The organism is Microbacterium sufflavum, assembly GCF_023091155.1.
Taxonomy (GTDB): Bacteria; Actinomycetota; Actinomycetes; order Actinomycetales; family Microbacteriaceae; genus Microbacterium; species Microbacterium sufflavum.
The window spans coordinates 2,459,093-2,473,582 of the sequence record NZ_JAHWXK010000001.1 but is presented as its reverse complement, the minus strand read 5'-3'; the positions used below and the strand labels follow the sequence as shown (position 1 = coordinate 2,473,582).

Below are 14,490 nucleotides of genomic sequence, written 5' to 3'. Positions count from 1 at the left end.
CGTGCTGCGCTACGCGCTCGTCCGAGGGGCCCTGCTCATCGCAGGGCTCCTCGTGTCGAGCGCGCTCATCTTCCTGACCCTCCGGGTGTTCCCCGGTGACGTCGCCCAGCTCATCGCCGGGACCCAGGCCTCGCCCTCCGAGGTCGAAGCCCTCCGGGAGTCGCTCGGCCTGAACCGTCCCCTGCTCGCGCAGTACACCGACTGGATCGGCGGCATCTTCCGCGGCGACCTCGGCACCTCCCTCCTCTCCGGCGCGTCCGTCGGCGAGGAGCTGCTGCTCAAGGCGCAGGTCACGGTGCCGCTCGGCCTGCTGTCGCTGCTGATCGCGGTGCTCATCGCCGTGCCGTTCGGGATCCTCGCGGCCCTTCTGCGCGGCCGGCGCGGCGGGACGGCGCTCAGCGTCGGTGCGCAGGCGCTCGCGGCCGTTCCGGTGGTCTGGGCGGGCATGATGCTGATCGTGGTGTTCTCCGTGTGGCTCGGCTGGCTCCCGCCGCAGGGCTTTCCGCGCACCGGCTGGTCGACCCCGGGCCGAGCCATCGAGGCGCTGCTGCTTCCCGCGCTGACCATCGGGATCGTGGAGGGCGCGATGCTCATGCGGTTCGTGCGCAGCGCCACGCTCCAGGCCGCCGGTCAGGATTTCGTGCGCACGGCCGCGGCCAAAGGGCTCACCCGCACGCGCGCCCTGATCCAGCACGGCATCCCGGCGGTCGGGCTGTCGATCGTGACGGTGCTCGGGCTCCAGGTCGCCGGGATCATCGTCGGCTCCGTCGTGATCGAGCAGCTGTTCACCCTGCCCGGTATCGGCCGGATGCTGGTGGCCGACGTGGGCACGCGCGACCTGATCAAGGTGCAGAGCGAGCTGCTCGTGCTCACCGGGTTCGTCCTGGTCGTGGGCTTCGTGGTCGACCTGCTGCATCGCGCGATCGACCCCAGACAGCGGGAGGCCGCATGACCCCCCGCTGGCTGCACCGGCTGTGGCAGACCGCGACCGGACGCTTCGGCCTGATCGTGGTCGCCGTCATCGCGCTCGCGGCCCTCGTATCGCTGTTCTGGACGCCGTTCGACCCGCGCGCCTCCGACATCGGCGACCGTTGGCTGCCGCCGGGCCTCCCCCACCTGCTGGGCACCGACGACACCGGGCGCGACATCCTCAGTCTGCTGATGGCCGGCGCCCGCACGACCGTGTTCGTCAGTGTCGGCGCCGGCCTCATCGCCACGCTCGTCGGCATCGCGCTCGCGGCCCTCGGAGCGCTCACCACGCGGCTCGTGCGCGAGACCGTGGCCGTGCTCGTCGACATCCTGATCGCGTTCCCGGTGCTGCTCATCGCCATGATGATCTCGTCGGTCTGGGGCGGGTCGCTGTGGGTCGTCATCTGGGCGGTCGGCATCGGGTTCGGCGTGAACATCGCCCGGGTCACGCGCCCCGAGCTGCGCCGCGTGCAGCAGAGCGACTTCATCCTCGCCGCCCGCGCCTCGGGGCTGACACCGGCGCAGACGCTCGTGCGCCACCTGCTGCCGAACGTGGCCCCGGTGTTCATCGTGCAGCTGTCGTGGTCGATGGCGGTGGCCGTGCTCGCCGAGGCCGGCCTGTCCTACCTCGGCTTCGGCGCCTCGGTGGTCGAGCCGAGCTGGGGTCTGCTGCTCGCCGACCTGCAGCGCTACATCGGCGTGCACCCGCTCACGGTCATCTGGCCGGGACTGACCATCACCCTCACCGTGCTGGCGCTCAACCTGCTGGGCGACGGACTGCGCGAGGCGACCGACCCGACCCTGCGGCACCGCGCCGCTGAGACGCACACCCCGGCGGTGGTCGCGTGAGCCTGGTGGTGGAGGACCTGGTCGTCGAGCTCGACGGGCGACGCCTGGTCGACGGCGTGTCGTTCGAGGTGCCCGATGGCGCCAGGGTCGGGCTGATCGGCGAATCCGGCTCCGGAAAGTCGCTCACGGCGCTTGCAGTGCTCGGGCTGCTCCCGGACGGGGCGACCGCGCACGGCAGCATCCGCTGGGACGGCACCGAGCTGATCGGCCTTCCCGACCGGGAGCTCGCGCGGCTGCGCGGCGACGACATCGGCATCGTGTTCCAGGAGCCACGCACCGCCCTGAACCCGATCCGTACCGTGGGGCGGCAGATCGCCGAGTCGATCCGTATCCACCAGGGTCTCGGGAAGCGCGAGGCCAGGGAGCGCGCGATCGCCCAGGCGGCACGCGTGCGGCTCCCCGACCCCGAGACCACCGTCGACCGCTACCCGCACCAGCTCTCGGGCGGGCAGCGGCAGCGGGTGGCGATCGCGATGGCCCTCGCCTGCCGCCCTCGGCTGCTCATCGCCGACGAACCCACCACGGCGCTCGACGTGACGATCCAGGCGGAGATCCTGTCCCTGCTGCTGGGGCTCGTGGAAGACGAGGGCATGTCGCTCGTGTTCATCACGCACGACCTCGCGGTGCTGGCCCAGGTGGCGACCGCCGGCGTGGTGCTCGAACACGGCAGGGTCGTCGAGGCCGCACCCGTGTCGACCCTGCTGAGCACCCCCGCCTCCCCCGTGACGCAGGGGCTGCTGCGCGATGCGACCGCGACCCTGTGGCGGCCGGAAGGCGGTGCGGCATGAGCCTGATCGAGGCACGCGGCCTGCGGCGGGACTTCGTGGTACCGAAGCGCACGACCTTCGAGCGAACGCGGCGGCAGACCGCGCTGGAGCCCACCGACCTCGACGTGGTCGAGGGGTCGTCGGTCGGTATCATCGGCGAGTCGGGGTCGGGCAAGTCCACCCTGGTGCGGCTGCTCCTCGGGCTCGACCGCCCGACCGCCGGAACGGTCGCGGTGGACGGTCGTGCGGTCGACGCCGCGGCCTCCGCCCGGGCGCTGCACTGGCTGCGACGGCAGACCGGGCTCGTGTTCCAGGACCCGTACGCCTCGCTCGACCCCCGCATGACCGCGGGCCAGATCGTGCGGGAGCCCCTGTGGGCCCTGGGCATCGAGGGCGACCACCGGGCACGCGTACGGGAAGTGCTCGCCCAGGTCGGGCTCGAGCCGGACATGGGCGACCGCTACCCGCACGAGTTCTCCGGCGGGCAGCGGCAGCGCATCGCCCTCGCCCGCGCGATCGTGCATCGTCCGCGCATCCTCGTGGGCGACGAGCCGCTGTCCGCCCTCGACGTCACGGTGCGCGCGCAGATCCTCGACCTGCTGCGCGAGCTCAAGGCGACCTCCGAGCTGACGCTGCTGCTCGTCTCGCACGACATCGGCGTGGTGCAGAACCTGTGCGACACGGTCGTGGTGATGAAGGACGGCCGCATCGTCGAGCGCGGTGCGACGGCGGACGTGCTGCTGCACCCCGCGCACGACTACACGCGGGCGCTGCTGGCGGCGATCCCGGTCATCCCCGGCCCTGCGGAGGGCTGAGGCTCAGCGGGAGCGGCCGAACAGCGCGCCGCGACGCGGACGGGACGGGCGCAGCGCCCGGCGCAGATACACGGTGCCGAGGTCGCGGCCGAACTTGTGTCCGACACGTCCCATCCGCCCCGCCTCGACGAAGCCGAGCTTCTCGTGCAACCGGATCGACGCCTCGGCCCCGCGGTCGCTGATCACCGCGACCATCTCGCGGATGCCGCGCTGCTCGCACGCCTCGATGAGCGCCTGCAGGAGCGCCGACCCCAGCCCCTTCCCGCCCGCCCCCGGGCCGAGGTAGATCGAGTCCTCGACCGTGTAGCGGTACGCGTTCTTGCCCGCCCACGGCTGCGCCACCGCGTAGCCCAGCACGGCCCCCGATGGCGACACCGCCACCAGGAACGGGAGCCCGAGACGGTCGAGCAGCGCATACTTCTCCCGCCAGGACGGGATCGTGCTGCGGCGCTCGTCGAGCGTGACCGCCGAGTTGCTCACGAAGTGGTTGTAGATCTCGCGCACGTGAGGGAGGTCGGCGGGACGCGCGGGCCGGATGGCGTACGCGAAGACCTCGGGAGCCGGTGCCGGTCGCAGATGGCGCGGCAGCACCCGGCGACGGTCCCCCGGCTCGAACTGCATGCGCTCAGCTTAGGGACGCCTCCGCCTCGCCCTCCACCCGCCAGTCCACCGGGTCGCCGCCCGCCTCCGCCAGCAGCGCGTTGGCGCGGGAGAAGGGCCGCGAACCGAAGAAGCCGCGGCTCGCCGAGAGCGGCGACGGGTGCGCGGATTCGATCACCGGCGTGTCGCCGAGCAGCGGACGGAGGTTCGCGGCGTCCCTGCCCCACAGCACGGCGACGAGCGGCTGGTCCCGGGCGACGAGCGCACGGATCGCGAGCTCTGTCACCTCCTCCCAGCCCCAGCGGCGGTGCGAGCCCGCCGCGCCCGGCTGCACGGTGAGCACCCGGTTGAGCAGCAGCACGCCCTGGTCGCTCCACGCCGTGAGGTCGCCGTGCGGCGCGGGCGGGAGACCGAGGTCGCTCTCGCGCTCCTTGTAGATGTTCGTCAGACTCCGCGGCAGCGGTCGCACGTGGCGGTCCACCGCGAACGACAGCCCGATCGGATGCCCCGGCGTGGGGTACGGGTCCTGCCCCGTGATGAGCACCCGCACCTCCGACAGCGGCCGCTGGAACGCCCGCAGCACGTTCTCGCCCGCGGGAAGGTAGCCGCGACCGGCCGCCTGTTCCGCACAGAGCCGCTCGCCGAGCGCGGTGATCCGCTCCTGCGCGGGAGCCAGAGCCTCCGCCCAGCCCGGATCGATCAGTCCGTCGCGCGCGAGCTCGGCGAGGCCGCGGCCCGCCATCACTCCGCGGTCCGCACGCGCAGCGGACCCCGCGCGAGCAGGTGCTGGGCGGACTGCGCCACCGGGCGCATCGTGATCAGGTCGAGATTGACGTGTGCGGGAGCCCCCAGCGCGTAGGCGATCACATCGGCGACGTCGTCGGCCAGGAGGGGCGCCTCCACCCCGGCGTACACCGCCTCCGCCGCGACCGCGTCGCCGCCGAGACGGTTGAGCGTGAACTCCTCCGTGTGCACCATCCCCGGCGCGACCTCCACGACCCGGATGGGCTCGCCGTTGAGCTCCTGGCGCAGGGCCCGCACCAGCATCGCCTCGGCCGCCTTCGCCGCGTTGTACCCCGCCCCGCCCGGATACGCCGTCTGCGCGGCGGTCGAGGTCACGAACACCGTGTCGGCGTGCCCGTCCACCTCGGCCGTCGCCCGCAGGAGGGGCAGGAGGCCCGCGACCAGGCGCTGCGTGGCCAGCACGTTCGCGTCGAACATCCACTGCCAGTCGTCGATCGCGGCATCCTCCACGCGGTCCGTCCCGCGCGCGCCCCCGGCGACCTGCACCAGCGCGTGCAGCGGACCCGAACGCTCGAGCTCTCCGACCAGGGCCGACACGGCGGCACCGTCGGTCAGGTCGCACGCGATCACCGAGGCCCCGGTCTCCGCCGCCAGGGCCCGCAGGCGGTCCTCCCGGCGGGCGACGCCGACCACGTCCCATCCCCGCCCCCGCAGCGCGCGCACCGTCGCCGCGCCGATCCCGGAACTCGCCCCTGTCACCACTGCACGTCTGTTCGCCATGCCCTCCACCGTACGATGTCCTCACCCGATTCCCGAGCGACGATCGCCGTGGTGCCGCGAACGTCAGAACAGCGTGGCGGTGCGCGTGTGCACGGTGCCGTCGCTGGGGCTCCCCGTCGAGGTGACCGTCACGGGGATACCCGAGTTCAGCGGCGTCGGACCGAGGATGCCGAACGTGACGTGCGTGACCCCCTGCCCCGCGACGCTGCCCACGTACGCCAGTGTGTACGTCACGGTGCCGTCGCCGTTGTCGGTCACGCCCCCCGCGGTCCAGGTCGGGTCGGTCGCCGGGAGCGCGGGAACGGACGGGCTCGACCCGCCGGCGTTCGCGATGACGACCGGTTGCAGCGCGCCGACGTCGGCTCGATTCATGGTGACGGTGACCGTGCCGCTGGTGATGTCCGCCACCGGGATCGTGGCCGCCTGCGTGTCGTCGTTGCGCAGCTGGATCGATGCGCCGTAGTACTGCGGGTCCACCCAGGTGCCGCCCTGCATGGTCTCGATCACGAATCGGCCCAGCCCTTCGGCCGACGCCGCCGCGGCCGGCGCGGCGGTCACCAGCGCGATCACCGGCACGGACCAGACCGCGCCCGCCAGCACGGTCCGGCGGGGCAGGCCCCGGGGTTCGTCATCGTGTGCGCCCGCACCGAGGTGGTCGACAGTCATGGGGGTCTCCTGTCCGCCGGCCCGTCGGCCGCGCCTGGCAGGTACGGTAACCGGCACGGCGGCCGAGCGGAAGACCTGCGTCCTCCGCTCGAGGTGAGGAGCGCTGTGTTACGTCACATTTCCCGGCCGCTGTTGACAGCGGGGGAAGTTCCGTACTCTCGCTGCAAGGGCACCAGCCATCCGACTTCCGACCGTTCCAGGGGGAACACATGTCCGCACCCGAGACCTGGCGTTTCGAGACCAAGCAGATCCACTCGGGCGCCGCACCCGACCCGGTCACGAAGGCGCGTGCGACGCCGATCTACCAGACCACGTCGTACGTGTTCGACAACGCCGACCACGCCGCGAACCTGTTCGCGCTGGCCGAGTTCGGCAACATCTACACCCGCATCCAGAACCCGACCCAGGACGTGCTCGAGCAGCGCCTCGCGGCCCTCGAAGGGGGCACCGGCGCCCTCGTCCTGTCCAGCGGCCAGGCCGCCTCGACCTTCGCGATCCTCAACATCGCCCAGGCCGGCGACCACTTCGTCGCCTCCAGCTCGATCTACGGCGGCACCTACAACCTCTTCAAGTACACGCTCGCCAAGCTCGGCATCGAGGTCACGTTCGTCGAGAACCAGGACGACCCCGAGGAGTGGCGCCGCGCCGTCCGTCCGAACACCAAGCTGTTCTTCGCCGAGACGATCGGCAACCCGCAGATCAACGTGCTCGACATCCGCACGGTCGCCGACATCGCGCACGAGAACGGGGTCCCCCTGATCGTCGACAACACGATCGCGACGCCCTACCTCATCCGCCCGTTCGAGCACGGCGCCGACATCGTCGTCCACTCGATCACCAAGTTCCTCGGCGGCCACGGCACGACCATCGGCGGCGTCGTGATCGACGGCGGCCGCTTCGCGTGGTCGGAGAACGTCGAGAAGTTCCCCGGCCTCACCGAGCCCGACCCCTCGTACCACGGCGCGAGCTACACGGCCGCGGTCGGCGACGCGCTCGCCTACATCATCAAGGCCCGCGTGCAGCTGCTGCGCGACCTCGGCTCCTCCATCGCGCCGCAGAGCGCGTGGAACCTCATCCAGGGCGTGGAGACCCTGTCGCTGCGCATCGAGCGCCACGTGCAGAACGCCCAGGAGATCGCCGAGTGGCTGGACGGCCGCGACGACGTCGCGTCGGTCAACTACTCGGGTCTGCCCTCCTCGCCGTGGTACGCCAAGGCGAACGAGTACGCGCCGAAGGGCGTCGGCGCGGTCCTGTCGTTCGAGCTCAAGGGCGGCGTGGAGGCCGGTCGCGAGTTCGTCAACAGCCTGTCGCTGTTCAGCCACCTCGCCAACATCGGCGACGTGCGCTCGCTCGTCATCCACCCCGCCTCCACGACGCACGCGCAGCTCACGCCCGAGCAGCAGCTCACGGCGGGTGTCACGCCGGGCCTCGTGCGTCTGTCGGTGGGGCTCGAGAACATCGACGATCTGAAGGCCGACCTCGACCAGGCCCTCGCCGCCGCGCGCGCCGTCTCGGAGGCCGCCCGCGCCTGAGCGGACCGTCTCGCACGGATGCCCCGGACCACGCGGTCCGGGGCATCCGTCGTCCCCGCCGCGTAACCTGCCGCCGGAGCGCCGCCCGCCAGGCGAGAATGGGGGGATGGACTGGCAGACGACCTCCGAGGACACGGTGCCGTCGGCACCCGTGACGGAGGCCGACGTCCGTCTGCTCCGTGCCCGACCGCCCGCGACCGGCGCGTGGCGCGACGGAGACCCCGTGGGCGGGCGCCGCTTCGCCGCCTTCGGGTCGTTCCGCACCGAGAGCGGGGCCGAGCTCCCCGGCATCCGGCTGGCGTACGAGACCTGGGGCGAGCTGAACGCCGCACGGGACAACGCCGTGCTCGTGCTCCACGCGCTCACCGGCGACAGCCACGTGCGCGGCGAGGCAGGGGCCGGACACCCCACGGCCGGCTGGTGGGAGGACATCGTCGGGCCGGGCGCGGCGCTCGACACCGACCGGTGGTTCGTGATCGCGCCGAACATGCTCGGCGGCTGCCAGGGCTCGACCGGACCGGCAAGCATCGCCCCCGACGGCTACGAGTGGGCGTCGCGCTTCCCCTACCTCACGATCCGCGATCAGGTGGCCGCGCAGGTGCGCCTGGCCGACGCGCTCGGCATCGACACCTGGGCGGCGGTGATCGGCGGCTCGATGGGCGGCATGCACGCGCTGGAGTGGGCGGTCACCCATCCCGCCCGCGTCGAGCGGCTCGCCGTGCTGTCCTCGCCACCGGTGACGACGGCCGACCAGATCGCCCTGAACACGGTGCAGCTCGAGACCATCCGCATGGATCCGCGCTTCCAGGGCGGCGAGTACTACGACCTCTCCGACGGCGACGGCCCCCACCGCGGCCTCGCCCTCGCCCGGCGCATGGCCCTGCTGAACTACCGCAGCCCGATCGAGCTCAACCAGCGGTTCCAGCGGTCGTGGCAGTCCGACGTGTCACCGCTCGGGCACGGCGGACGCTTCGCGGTGGAGTCGTACCTCGACTTCCACGGCAACAAGTTCACGCGCCGGTTCGACGCCAACAGCTACATCACCCTGGTCGAGGCCATGAACTCTCACGACGTGGGGCGCGGTCGCGGTGGTGTGGAGGAGGCGCTGCGCGCGGTGACGGCCACGACCCTCGTGCTCGGCATCGACAGCGACCGGCTGTTCCCCGTCGACGGCCAGCAGCGTATCGCCCGCAGCATCCCCACCGTGCTCGACGACGACGCGGTGGTGCTGGCGAGCGACTTCGGCCACGACGGCTTCCTGATCGAGACCGACGCGGTCGGCACGCAGCTGCGACGCCTCCTCGACGCCTGAGCTCACGCCGGGGCGAAGCTCCACGGACGTGCCGCGGCGTGCAGCGTGCCCTGCTCCCACGCGAAGGCCCGCCCGCCGTCGAGCACACGCGTCTGGAACAGCTCCGCCGCCCCGGCCGACGCGAGCGCCGCGGAGGCCCGGTCGTGCATCGACAGCCGGTGCAGCGTGACCCAGGTGGGCGGGAACAGCGTCCACTCCCCCGACGCGTGTCGGCCGAGGGCCTCCGCCGGGGTGACCCAGGCGAGCTCCGCGACCTCCGCCTCGGACGGCACGGCCTCGGCCCGCGGGGCCTCGGCGAGGAAGAACCAGGTGCGGATGCGGACGGGAGCCTCCGCGGGCGGCCGCCACTCCGACAGGGGCACGAGCCCGTCGATCGCGAGGCCCACCTCCTCCGCGGTCTCGCGCACCGCCGCCCGCCGCGCATCGTCCACGCGCTCGGCGCCGTCGCGGCGGTCGCCCTGCTCGACCTTGCCGCCGGGGAACACCCAGGCTCCGGCGAACGAGCCGCGCTCCGGTCGCCGCAGCAGCAGCACGCGGAAGCCCTCGTCGGCGGGTCGCAGCAGCACGGCCGTCCCCGCCAGCGGCAGCTCGTCGTCGGGGATCGTCACCCCGTCACTCTACGACGCGAGTACGACGACCGCTGGGGCGCGACGCGCCTCCACCCCGTACGACAGCAGCGCGATGAGCAGTCCGGCGACCGCGAGCGCGGCGCCGGTCCACGCGGGAGCGGTGAAGCCCCAGCCGAGTGCGATCACGACGCCGCCCAGGAACGCGCCGAGGCTGTTGCCGACGTTCAGCGCGGAGTGGTTCATGGCCGCGGCGATCGACTGGTTGTCGCCCGCGACGTCCATGAGCCGCGTCTGGATGGTGGGGCTGAGCACGGACGAGACAAAGCCGACCAGCACCACCAGCAGGCCGAGGCTCACGATCCAGAACGACAGCACCGCCAGCAGCGCGAACACGACGCCCATCGCGGCCAGGCCACCCAGCAGCGTGCGCCGGAGGTCGATGTCGGCGAGGTGCCCGCCGACCAGGTTGCCCGCGGTCATACCCAGCCCCATCAGCACCAGCACGATCGGCACCGCCCACTCGGGTGACCCCGCGACCTCGGTGACCAGCGGCGCGATGTAGCTGTAGACGGCGAAGAAGCCGCCGAAGCCGATCGCGCCGACGCCGAGCGTGAACCACACCTGTCCGATGCGGAACACCCCGAGCTCCGCGCGCATCGTGCGACCGGGGTCGCCCGGGTGCGCCGGCACGAACAGGGCGATGCAGAGCGTGGCGAGGGCGAACACCAGCGCGACGACGGCGAACGCGGCACGCCAGCCCCACTGCTGCCCGAGGAACGTGCCCAGCGGCACCCCCACGACGTTCGCCACCGTGAGCCCGGTGAGGATGAAGGCGACGCCCTTCGCGCGGTTGCCCGGCCCCATCACCTCGGCGGCCACGAGCGCGCCGATCCCGAAGTAGGCGCCGTGCGGCAGGCCCGCCAGGAACCGCGATGCACCGACCAGCTCGAACGTGGGCAGCACGACGGTCAGCGCGTTGAACACGGCGAGCGCGAGCGCCAGCACGATCATCACGCGGTGGCGCGGGAACCGGGCGACGAAACCCGCGATCGTCGGCGCGCCGATCACCACGCCGAGCGCGTAGAGCGAGATCAGCCAGCCGGCCTGGCTCAGCGCCTCCTCCTGGCTGGTCGCCCAGACGGACGGCAGCAGGTCGGCGGCGATGTTCGGGAGCAGCCCCATCACGACGAATTCGGTCATGCCGATGCCGAAGCTGCCGATGGCGAGAGAGAGGAGCGCCCTCTTCGCCGCACCCCTCGATGCGGTCGAGGGATTCACCGGTTCAGCTTAGCGGGCGTCGGCCTCGTCGATCGCCGCCTCCAGGCGCTCGACCTTCGCGTCGAGCTCGCCCGAGTACCCCGGACGGATGTCGGCCTTGAGCACGAGGGACACGCGGGAGCCGAACGGCATGACCGCCTCGGTCGCACGCTTGACCACGTCCATCACGCTGTCCCAGTCGGGGCCCTCGATCTCGGTGAACATGCTCGTCGTGCGGTGCGGGAGTCCGGAGGCCCGCACCACGCGCACGGCGGCGGCCACCGCGTCGTGGACGGAGGCGTCGGAGCGGTCGACGGCACCGTCGGCCGGTGTGCCGCTGGGGGCGACGGAGAAGGCGATCAGCATGGGTTCACTCCTTGATTCGAGGGGGACGGACGGCGGGAACACGCAGGACGGCGCGCAAGCTCACGACGGTCAGGACGATGAGCAGCACGTTGCGCAGCGTGAGCAGCAGCACGGGCACGGGCTCGGCCCGCAGCAGCGCGTCGTAGGTGAGCGGGTAGATCAGGCAGGTGACCAGGCACAGCGCCAGCACCAGCACGGCGGGCACCGTCGCGCGCGCCCTGTCCCACACGATCCAGAGGATCACGGGCGCGAGAAGCCAGGTCTGGAACTGCGGCGACCCCACCTTGTTGCCGACGATCAGCACCGTCACGAGCGCGAGCGCGAGCGGCGGGAACAACCGGCCGAACACCGCACCGCGCGTGGCCTTGACCGCCCCGAGGGCGGTGACCGCGACGACCGCCACGGCCATCAGCGGCGTGAGGACCGCGGCGACCGCATCGACGCCCGGCGCGGTGATCTGGAACGTGAGGATGTCGAAGCTGTACTCGATGCGGGCGGCACCGGCCACCGCGAGCCACAGGAACGGCGTCGCCGCGACCGCCTCGATCTGCAGGCCGCGACCGGTCTGCGCGGTGAGGAACCCGAGGATCTCCGACCGGGGACCGAGCAGCACGAGCACCCCGAGCACGACGGCCGTGACCACCAGCGCCGCCACGAGCTGCCGCCACCGCCGGCGCCCGGCCACCACCGCCGCGAGCAGCAGCGCGCCCGGCCAGATCTTGATCCACGCGCCGACCGTCAGGAGGGCAGCGGCGAGCGCGGGCCGCGACAGCAGCCACAGGCCGGCGACGACCGCGATCGGCACGGTGACCGCGTCGATCCGGTACAGCGCGATGGGTCCGAGCAGCAGGAGCGCGGCGCACCAGAACCACGCCGCGGCCGTGCGCGCCCGGCCCGGACGACGCCCGACCAGCACGGCGAACGCGACAGCGTCGAGCACGCCCACCAGCACCGCCCAGGCCACGAGGTACGCGGACGAGACGCCGAGCAGGGGCACGAGCGGGGTGGCCAGGAGCCCGGTGAGCAGCATCGGCAGCAGCGCGAGCTGGGGGTACACCCACGGTTCGGTGACGCCCACGACCGGGCCGCCGCCGAGCGCCGCCGACGACCAGGGCTCGTACACCAGCACGACGTCGCCCATCGGCTGGCTCGGGTAGATCCACCCCGCGAGCGCGGTGAGCAGATGCACCAGGAGGAACGCGGCCCACAGCGCGATCGTCCGGGCGGGCACGCGCCGGGTCACGACAGGACGTCCGCGATCGCGAGGGGCAGCGCCTCCGCCACGTCCAGCGCGACGATCGGGTGGCCCGTGCCGCCCCCACCCACCCCCGCGGCGATGCGCGCGGCGTGCCCGTGCAGCCAGGTGCCGGCCGCGGCCACCTCGGCGAGCGGAGCACCGGGGTTGGCCGCGATCACGGCCCCGAGCACGCCGGCCAGCACATCGCCCGTGCCCGCGGTCGCGAGCCACCCGGTGCCCGCGTCCACGGCGATCACCGGGCCGTCGGGTCCCGCGATCAGCGTGCGGGCCCCCTTGCGCAGCACGACGCCGTGCAGCTCCGCGGCCATCCGTCGTACCTCGGCCGCCGTGTCCTGATCCGCGTCGACCAGACCGAGGCGCTCCCGAAGCCGGGCGAACTCCCCCGCGTGCGGGGTCACCACGAACGGCGCGGTCGCGCCGGACGCCAGGTCGAGTGCGCCGGCGTCGATCACGACCGGGGCCGTGCCCGACACGATCTCGCGCAGCGCCCGCGCCTCGGCGTCCGTCCGCTCCTCGGGGTCGGTGCCGGAGCCGATGACCCACGCTCCGACCCGGGTGCGCCCGGTGTCGGGCCCGCCCACGGTCTCCGGGCGGCGGGCGAGCACGGCGTCGATCACGCGCTGCTCTCCCGCATACCGCACGAAGCCCGCGCCGGCGCGCCATGCGGCCTCGACACCGAGCACCGCGGCCCCGGGGTACGCGGGCGAACCGGTGCGCAGGGCCACCACGCCGCGCGAGTACTTGTCGTCGTCGCGCGTCGCGGCGCGGACGAACCGGGCCGTGTCGACGCGTGACCACTCGCGCGCTTCGCTCATGCCTCCACGTTAGCGGGCGGCCCCGCCGCCTCCCGAGCCCCGGTAGCGTCGAACCGTGAGCCTCCTCTTCTCCCCGTTGACCATCCGCTCGACCACGTTCCGCAACCGCCTGTGGGTCTCCCCGATGTGCATGTACAGCGCCCTCGACGGCGTCGCGCAGGAGTGGCACCACGCCCACCTGGCGCAGTTCGCCTCGGGCGGCGCCGGGCTGATCGTCGCCGAGGCCACCGCCGTGGTGCCGGAGGGTCGCATCTCGCCGCGCGACCTCGGGCTGTGGACCGACGAGCAGCGCGACGCCCTCGCCCCCGTCGTCCGGGCGATCCACGACCGGGGCTCGCTCGCCGGCATCCAGCTCGCGCACGCGGGTCGCAAGGCGTCGACATGGTGGCCGTGGGCGCCCGAGCGCGGCTCCGTGCCCGCGACCGAGGGCGGCTGGACCACCGTGGCTCCGTCCGCCGTGGCCTTCGACGGGTTCGCGGATCCGGTCGCCCTCGACGCGGCGGGCATCGACCGCGTGGTCGAGGCGTTCGCCACGTCGGCGCGGCGCGCGCTCGACGCCGGCTTCGACGTGCTGGAGCTGCACGGCGCGCACGGCTACCTGCTGCACCAGTTCCTGTCACCGCTGTCGAACCACCGCGACGACGAGTACGGCGGCTCGCTCCACAACCGTGCCCGGCTGCTGCTGCGGGTGCTCGACGCCGTGCGCGCGACCGCCGGCGACGACGTCCCGGTGTTCGTGCGGATCTCGGCGACCGACCACGCCGAGGGCGGGTTCACGCCCGACGAGGCCGCAGTGGTCGGGGCGTGGGCGACCGAGCACGGCGCCGACCTGATCGATGTGTCCAGCGGCGGGCTCGTCGCGCACCAGCGCATCGCCGTGTCGCCCGGCTACCAGGTGCCGCTCGCGGAGACCGTGCGCCAGGGCGGCCGCATCCCGGTGTCGGCGGTCGGCCTCATCACCGCCGCCGCACAGGCCGAGCAGGTGCTGGCCGACGGCGCGGCGGATGCGATCTTCGCCGGTCGGGAGTGGCTGCGCGACCCGCACTTCGCGCTGCGTGCGGCGCACGAGCTCGGTGCCGAGGTCGCGTGGCCGCCGCAGTACGAGCGCGCCCGCTGGCGCTGAACCGCCTCTCGACGACGAAGGCCGCCGCCCCATCGGGAACGGCGGCCTTCGCGCTGGACGGCTGTGGT

16 protein-coding genes are annotated in these 14,490 nt (G+C 73.0%); 7 read left to right on the top strand and 9 right to left on the bottom strand.

All coding sequences use genetic code 11. The annotated features are described in order from the left end of the window. The first annotated feature begins 1 nt into the window (after position 1). From KZC56_RS11915 to KZC56_RS11900, 4 genes are read left to right on the top strand one after another with little or no spacing between them, the layout of a single operon-like run. Positions 2–952: an ABC transporter permease gene (locus KZC56_RS11915; RefSeq protein ID WP_136032606.1), complete on the top strand. Its 951-nt coding sequence runs from the start codon at positions 2–4 to the stop codon at positions 950–952. Further along, entirely contained in the window at positions 949–1,818 is an 870-nt protein-coding gene (locus KZC56_RS11910) for an ABC transporter permease (protein ID WP_136032608.1), read from the top strand. Before KZC56_RS11915 ends, KZC56_RS11910 begins: the two co-directional genes overlap by 4 nt. Further along, complete coding sequence (locus KZC56_RS11905) at positions 1,815–2,606, top strand: ABC transporter ATP-binding protein (RefSeq protein WP_247638624.1); 792 nt, start codon at positions 1,815–1,817, stop codon at positions 2,604–2,606. The genes KZC56_RS11910 and KZC56_RS11905 overlap by 4 nt, the downstream gene beginning before the upstream one ends. Continuing rightward, positions 2,603–3,400: an ABC transporter ATP-binding protein gene (locus KZC56_RS11900; RefSeq protein WP_136032612.1), complete on the top strand. Its 798-nt coding sequence runs from the start codon at positions 2,603–2,605 to the stop codon at positions 3,398–3,400. The genes KZC56_RS11905 and KZC56_RS11900 overlap by 4 nt, the downstream gene beginning before the upstream one ends. A 3-nt stretch (positions 3,401–3,403) precedes the next feature. Here KZC56_RS11900 and KZC56_RS11895 read toward each other — a convergent pair whose 3' ends face one another. From KZC56_RS11895 to KZC56_RS11880, 4 genes are all read right to left on the bottom strand, one after another. Beyond that, the gene (locus tag KZC56_RS11895) at positions 3,404–4,021 is read right to left on the bottom strand and encodes a GNAT family N-acetyltransferase (protein WP_136036873.1); all 618 of its coding nucleotides are present in this window, start codon (positions 4,019–4,021) and stop codon (positions 3,404–3,406) included. A 4-nt stretch (positions 4,022–4,025) separates the two neighbouring features. Continuing rightward, a complete protein-coding gene (locus KZC56_RS11890; protein ID WP_247638623.1) occupies positions 4,026–4,742 on the bottom strand; it encodes a uracil-DNA glycosylase in 717 nt (238 codons plus the stop codon). Beyond that, a complete protein-coding gene (locus KZC56_RS11885; protein ID WP_247638622.1) occupies positions 4,742–5,524 on the bottom strand; it encodes an SDR family oxidoreductase in 783 nt (260 codons plus the stop codon). Before KZC56_RS11885 ends, KZC56_RS11890 begins: the two co-directional genes overlap by 1 nt. A 63-nt stretch (positions 5,525–5,587) precedes the next feature. Then, a complete protein-coding gene (locus KZC56_RS11880; protein WP_247638621.1) occupies positions 5,588–6,190 on the bottom strand; it encodes a hypothetical protein in 603 nt (200 codons plus the stop codon). A 209-nt stretch (positions 6,191–6,399) separates the two neighbouring features. Between KZC56_RS11880 and KZC56_RS11875 the strand changes: the two genes are divergently transcribed. Both KZC56_RS11875 and metX read left to right on the top strand, forming a co-directional pair. Then, entirely contained in the window at positions 6,400–7,722 is a 1,323-nt protein-coding gene (locus tag KZC56_RS11875; protein ID WP_247638620.1) for a bifunctional o-acetylhomoserine/o-acetylserine sulfhydrylase, read from the top strand. Positions 7,723–7,828: 106 nt separating this feature from the next. Next, positions 7,829–9,034: a homoserine O-acetyltransferase MetX gene (metX, locus tag KZC56_RS11870; protein ID WP_136044555.1), complete on the top strand. Its 1,206-nt coding sequence runs from the start codon at positions 7,829–7,831 to the stop codon at positions 9,032–9,034. A 2-nt stretch (positions 9,035–9,036) separates the two neighbouring features. Here metX and KZC56_RS11865 read toward each other — a convergent pair whose 3' ends face one another. Genes KZC56_RS11865 through KZC56_RS11845 form a run of 5 tightly spaced genes read right to left on the bottom strand, consistent with a single transcriptional unit; the run spans position 9,037 to position 13,299 of the window. Beyond that, complete coding sequence (locus KZC56_RS11865) at positions 9,037–9,642, bottom strand: NUDIX hydrolase (protein WP_247638619.1); 606 nt, start codon at positions 9,640–9,642, stop codon at positions 9,037–9,039. A gap of 9 nt (positions 9,643–9,651) precedes the next feature. Further along, entirely contained in the window at positions 9,652–10,881 is a 1,230-nt protein-coding gene (locus KZC56_RS11860) for an MFS transporter (RefSeq protein ID WP_206251449.1), read from the bottom strand. A gap of 9 nt (positions 10,882–10,890) precedes the next feature. Beyond that, positions 10,891–11,226 carry a thiamine-binding protein gene (locus KZC56_RS11855; RefSeq protein WP_136036879.1) on the bottom strand — a complete coding sequence of 112 codons (336 nt, stop codon included), beginning with the start codon at positions 11,224–11,226 and terminating at the stop codon, positions 10,891–10,893. Positions 11,227–11,230: 4 nt separating this feature from the next. Further along, positions 11,231–12,469 (bottom strand): hypothetical protein, encoded by a 1,239-nt coding sequence (locus KZC56_RS11850; RefSeq protein WP_247638618.1) that lies wholly within the window; start codon positions 12,467–12,469, stop codon positions 11,231–11,233. After that, positions 12,466–13,299 carry an ADP-dependent NAD(P)H-hydrate dehydratase gene (locus KZC56_RS11845; RefSeq protein ID WP_247638617.1) on the bottom strand — a complete coding sequence of 278 codons (834 nt, stop codon included), beginning with the start codon at positions 13,297–13,299 and terminating at the stop codon, positions 12,466–12,468. Before KZC56_RS11845 ends, KZC56_RS11850 begins: the two co-directional genes overlap by 4 nt. A 55-nt stretch (positions 13,300–13,354) precedes the next feature. Between KZC56_RS11845 and KZC56_RS11840 the strand changes: the two genes are divergently transcribed. After that, positions 13,355–14,422, top strand: coding sequence for an NADH:flavin oxidoreductase/NADH oxidase (locus KZC56_RS11840; RefSeq protein ID WP_206251452.1), 1,068 nt, complete (start codon positions 13,355–13,357; stop codon positions 14,420–14,422). Positions 14,423–14,490 lie beyond the last annotated feature (68 nt).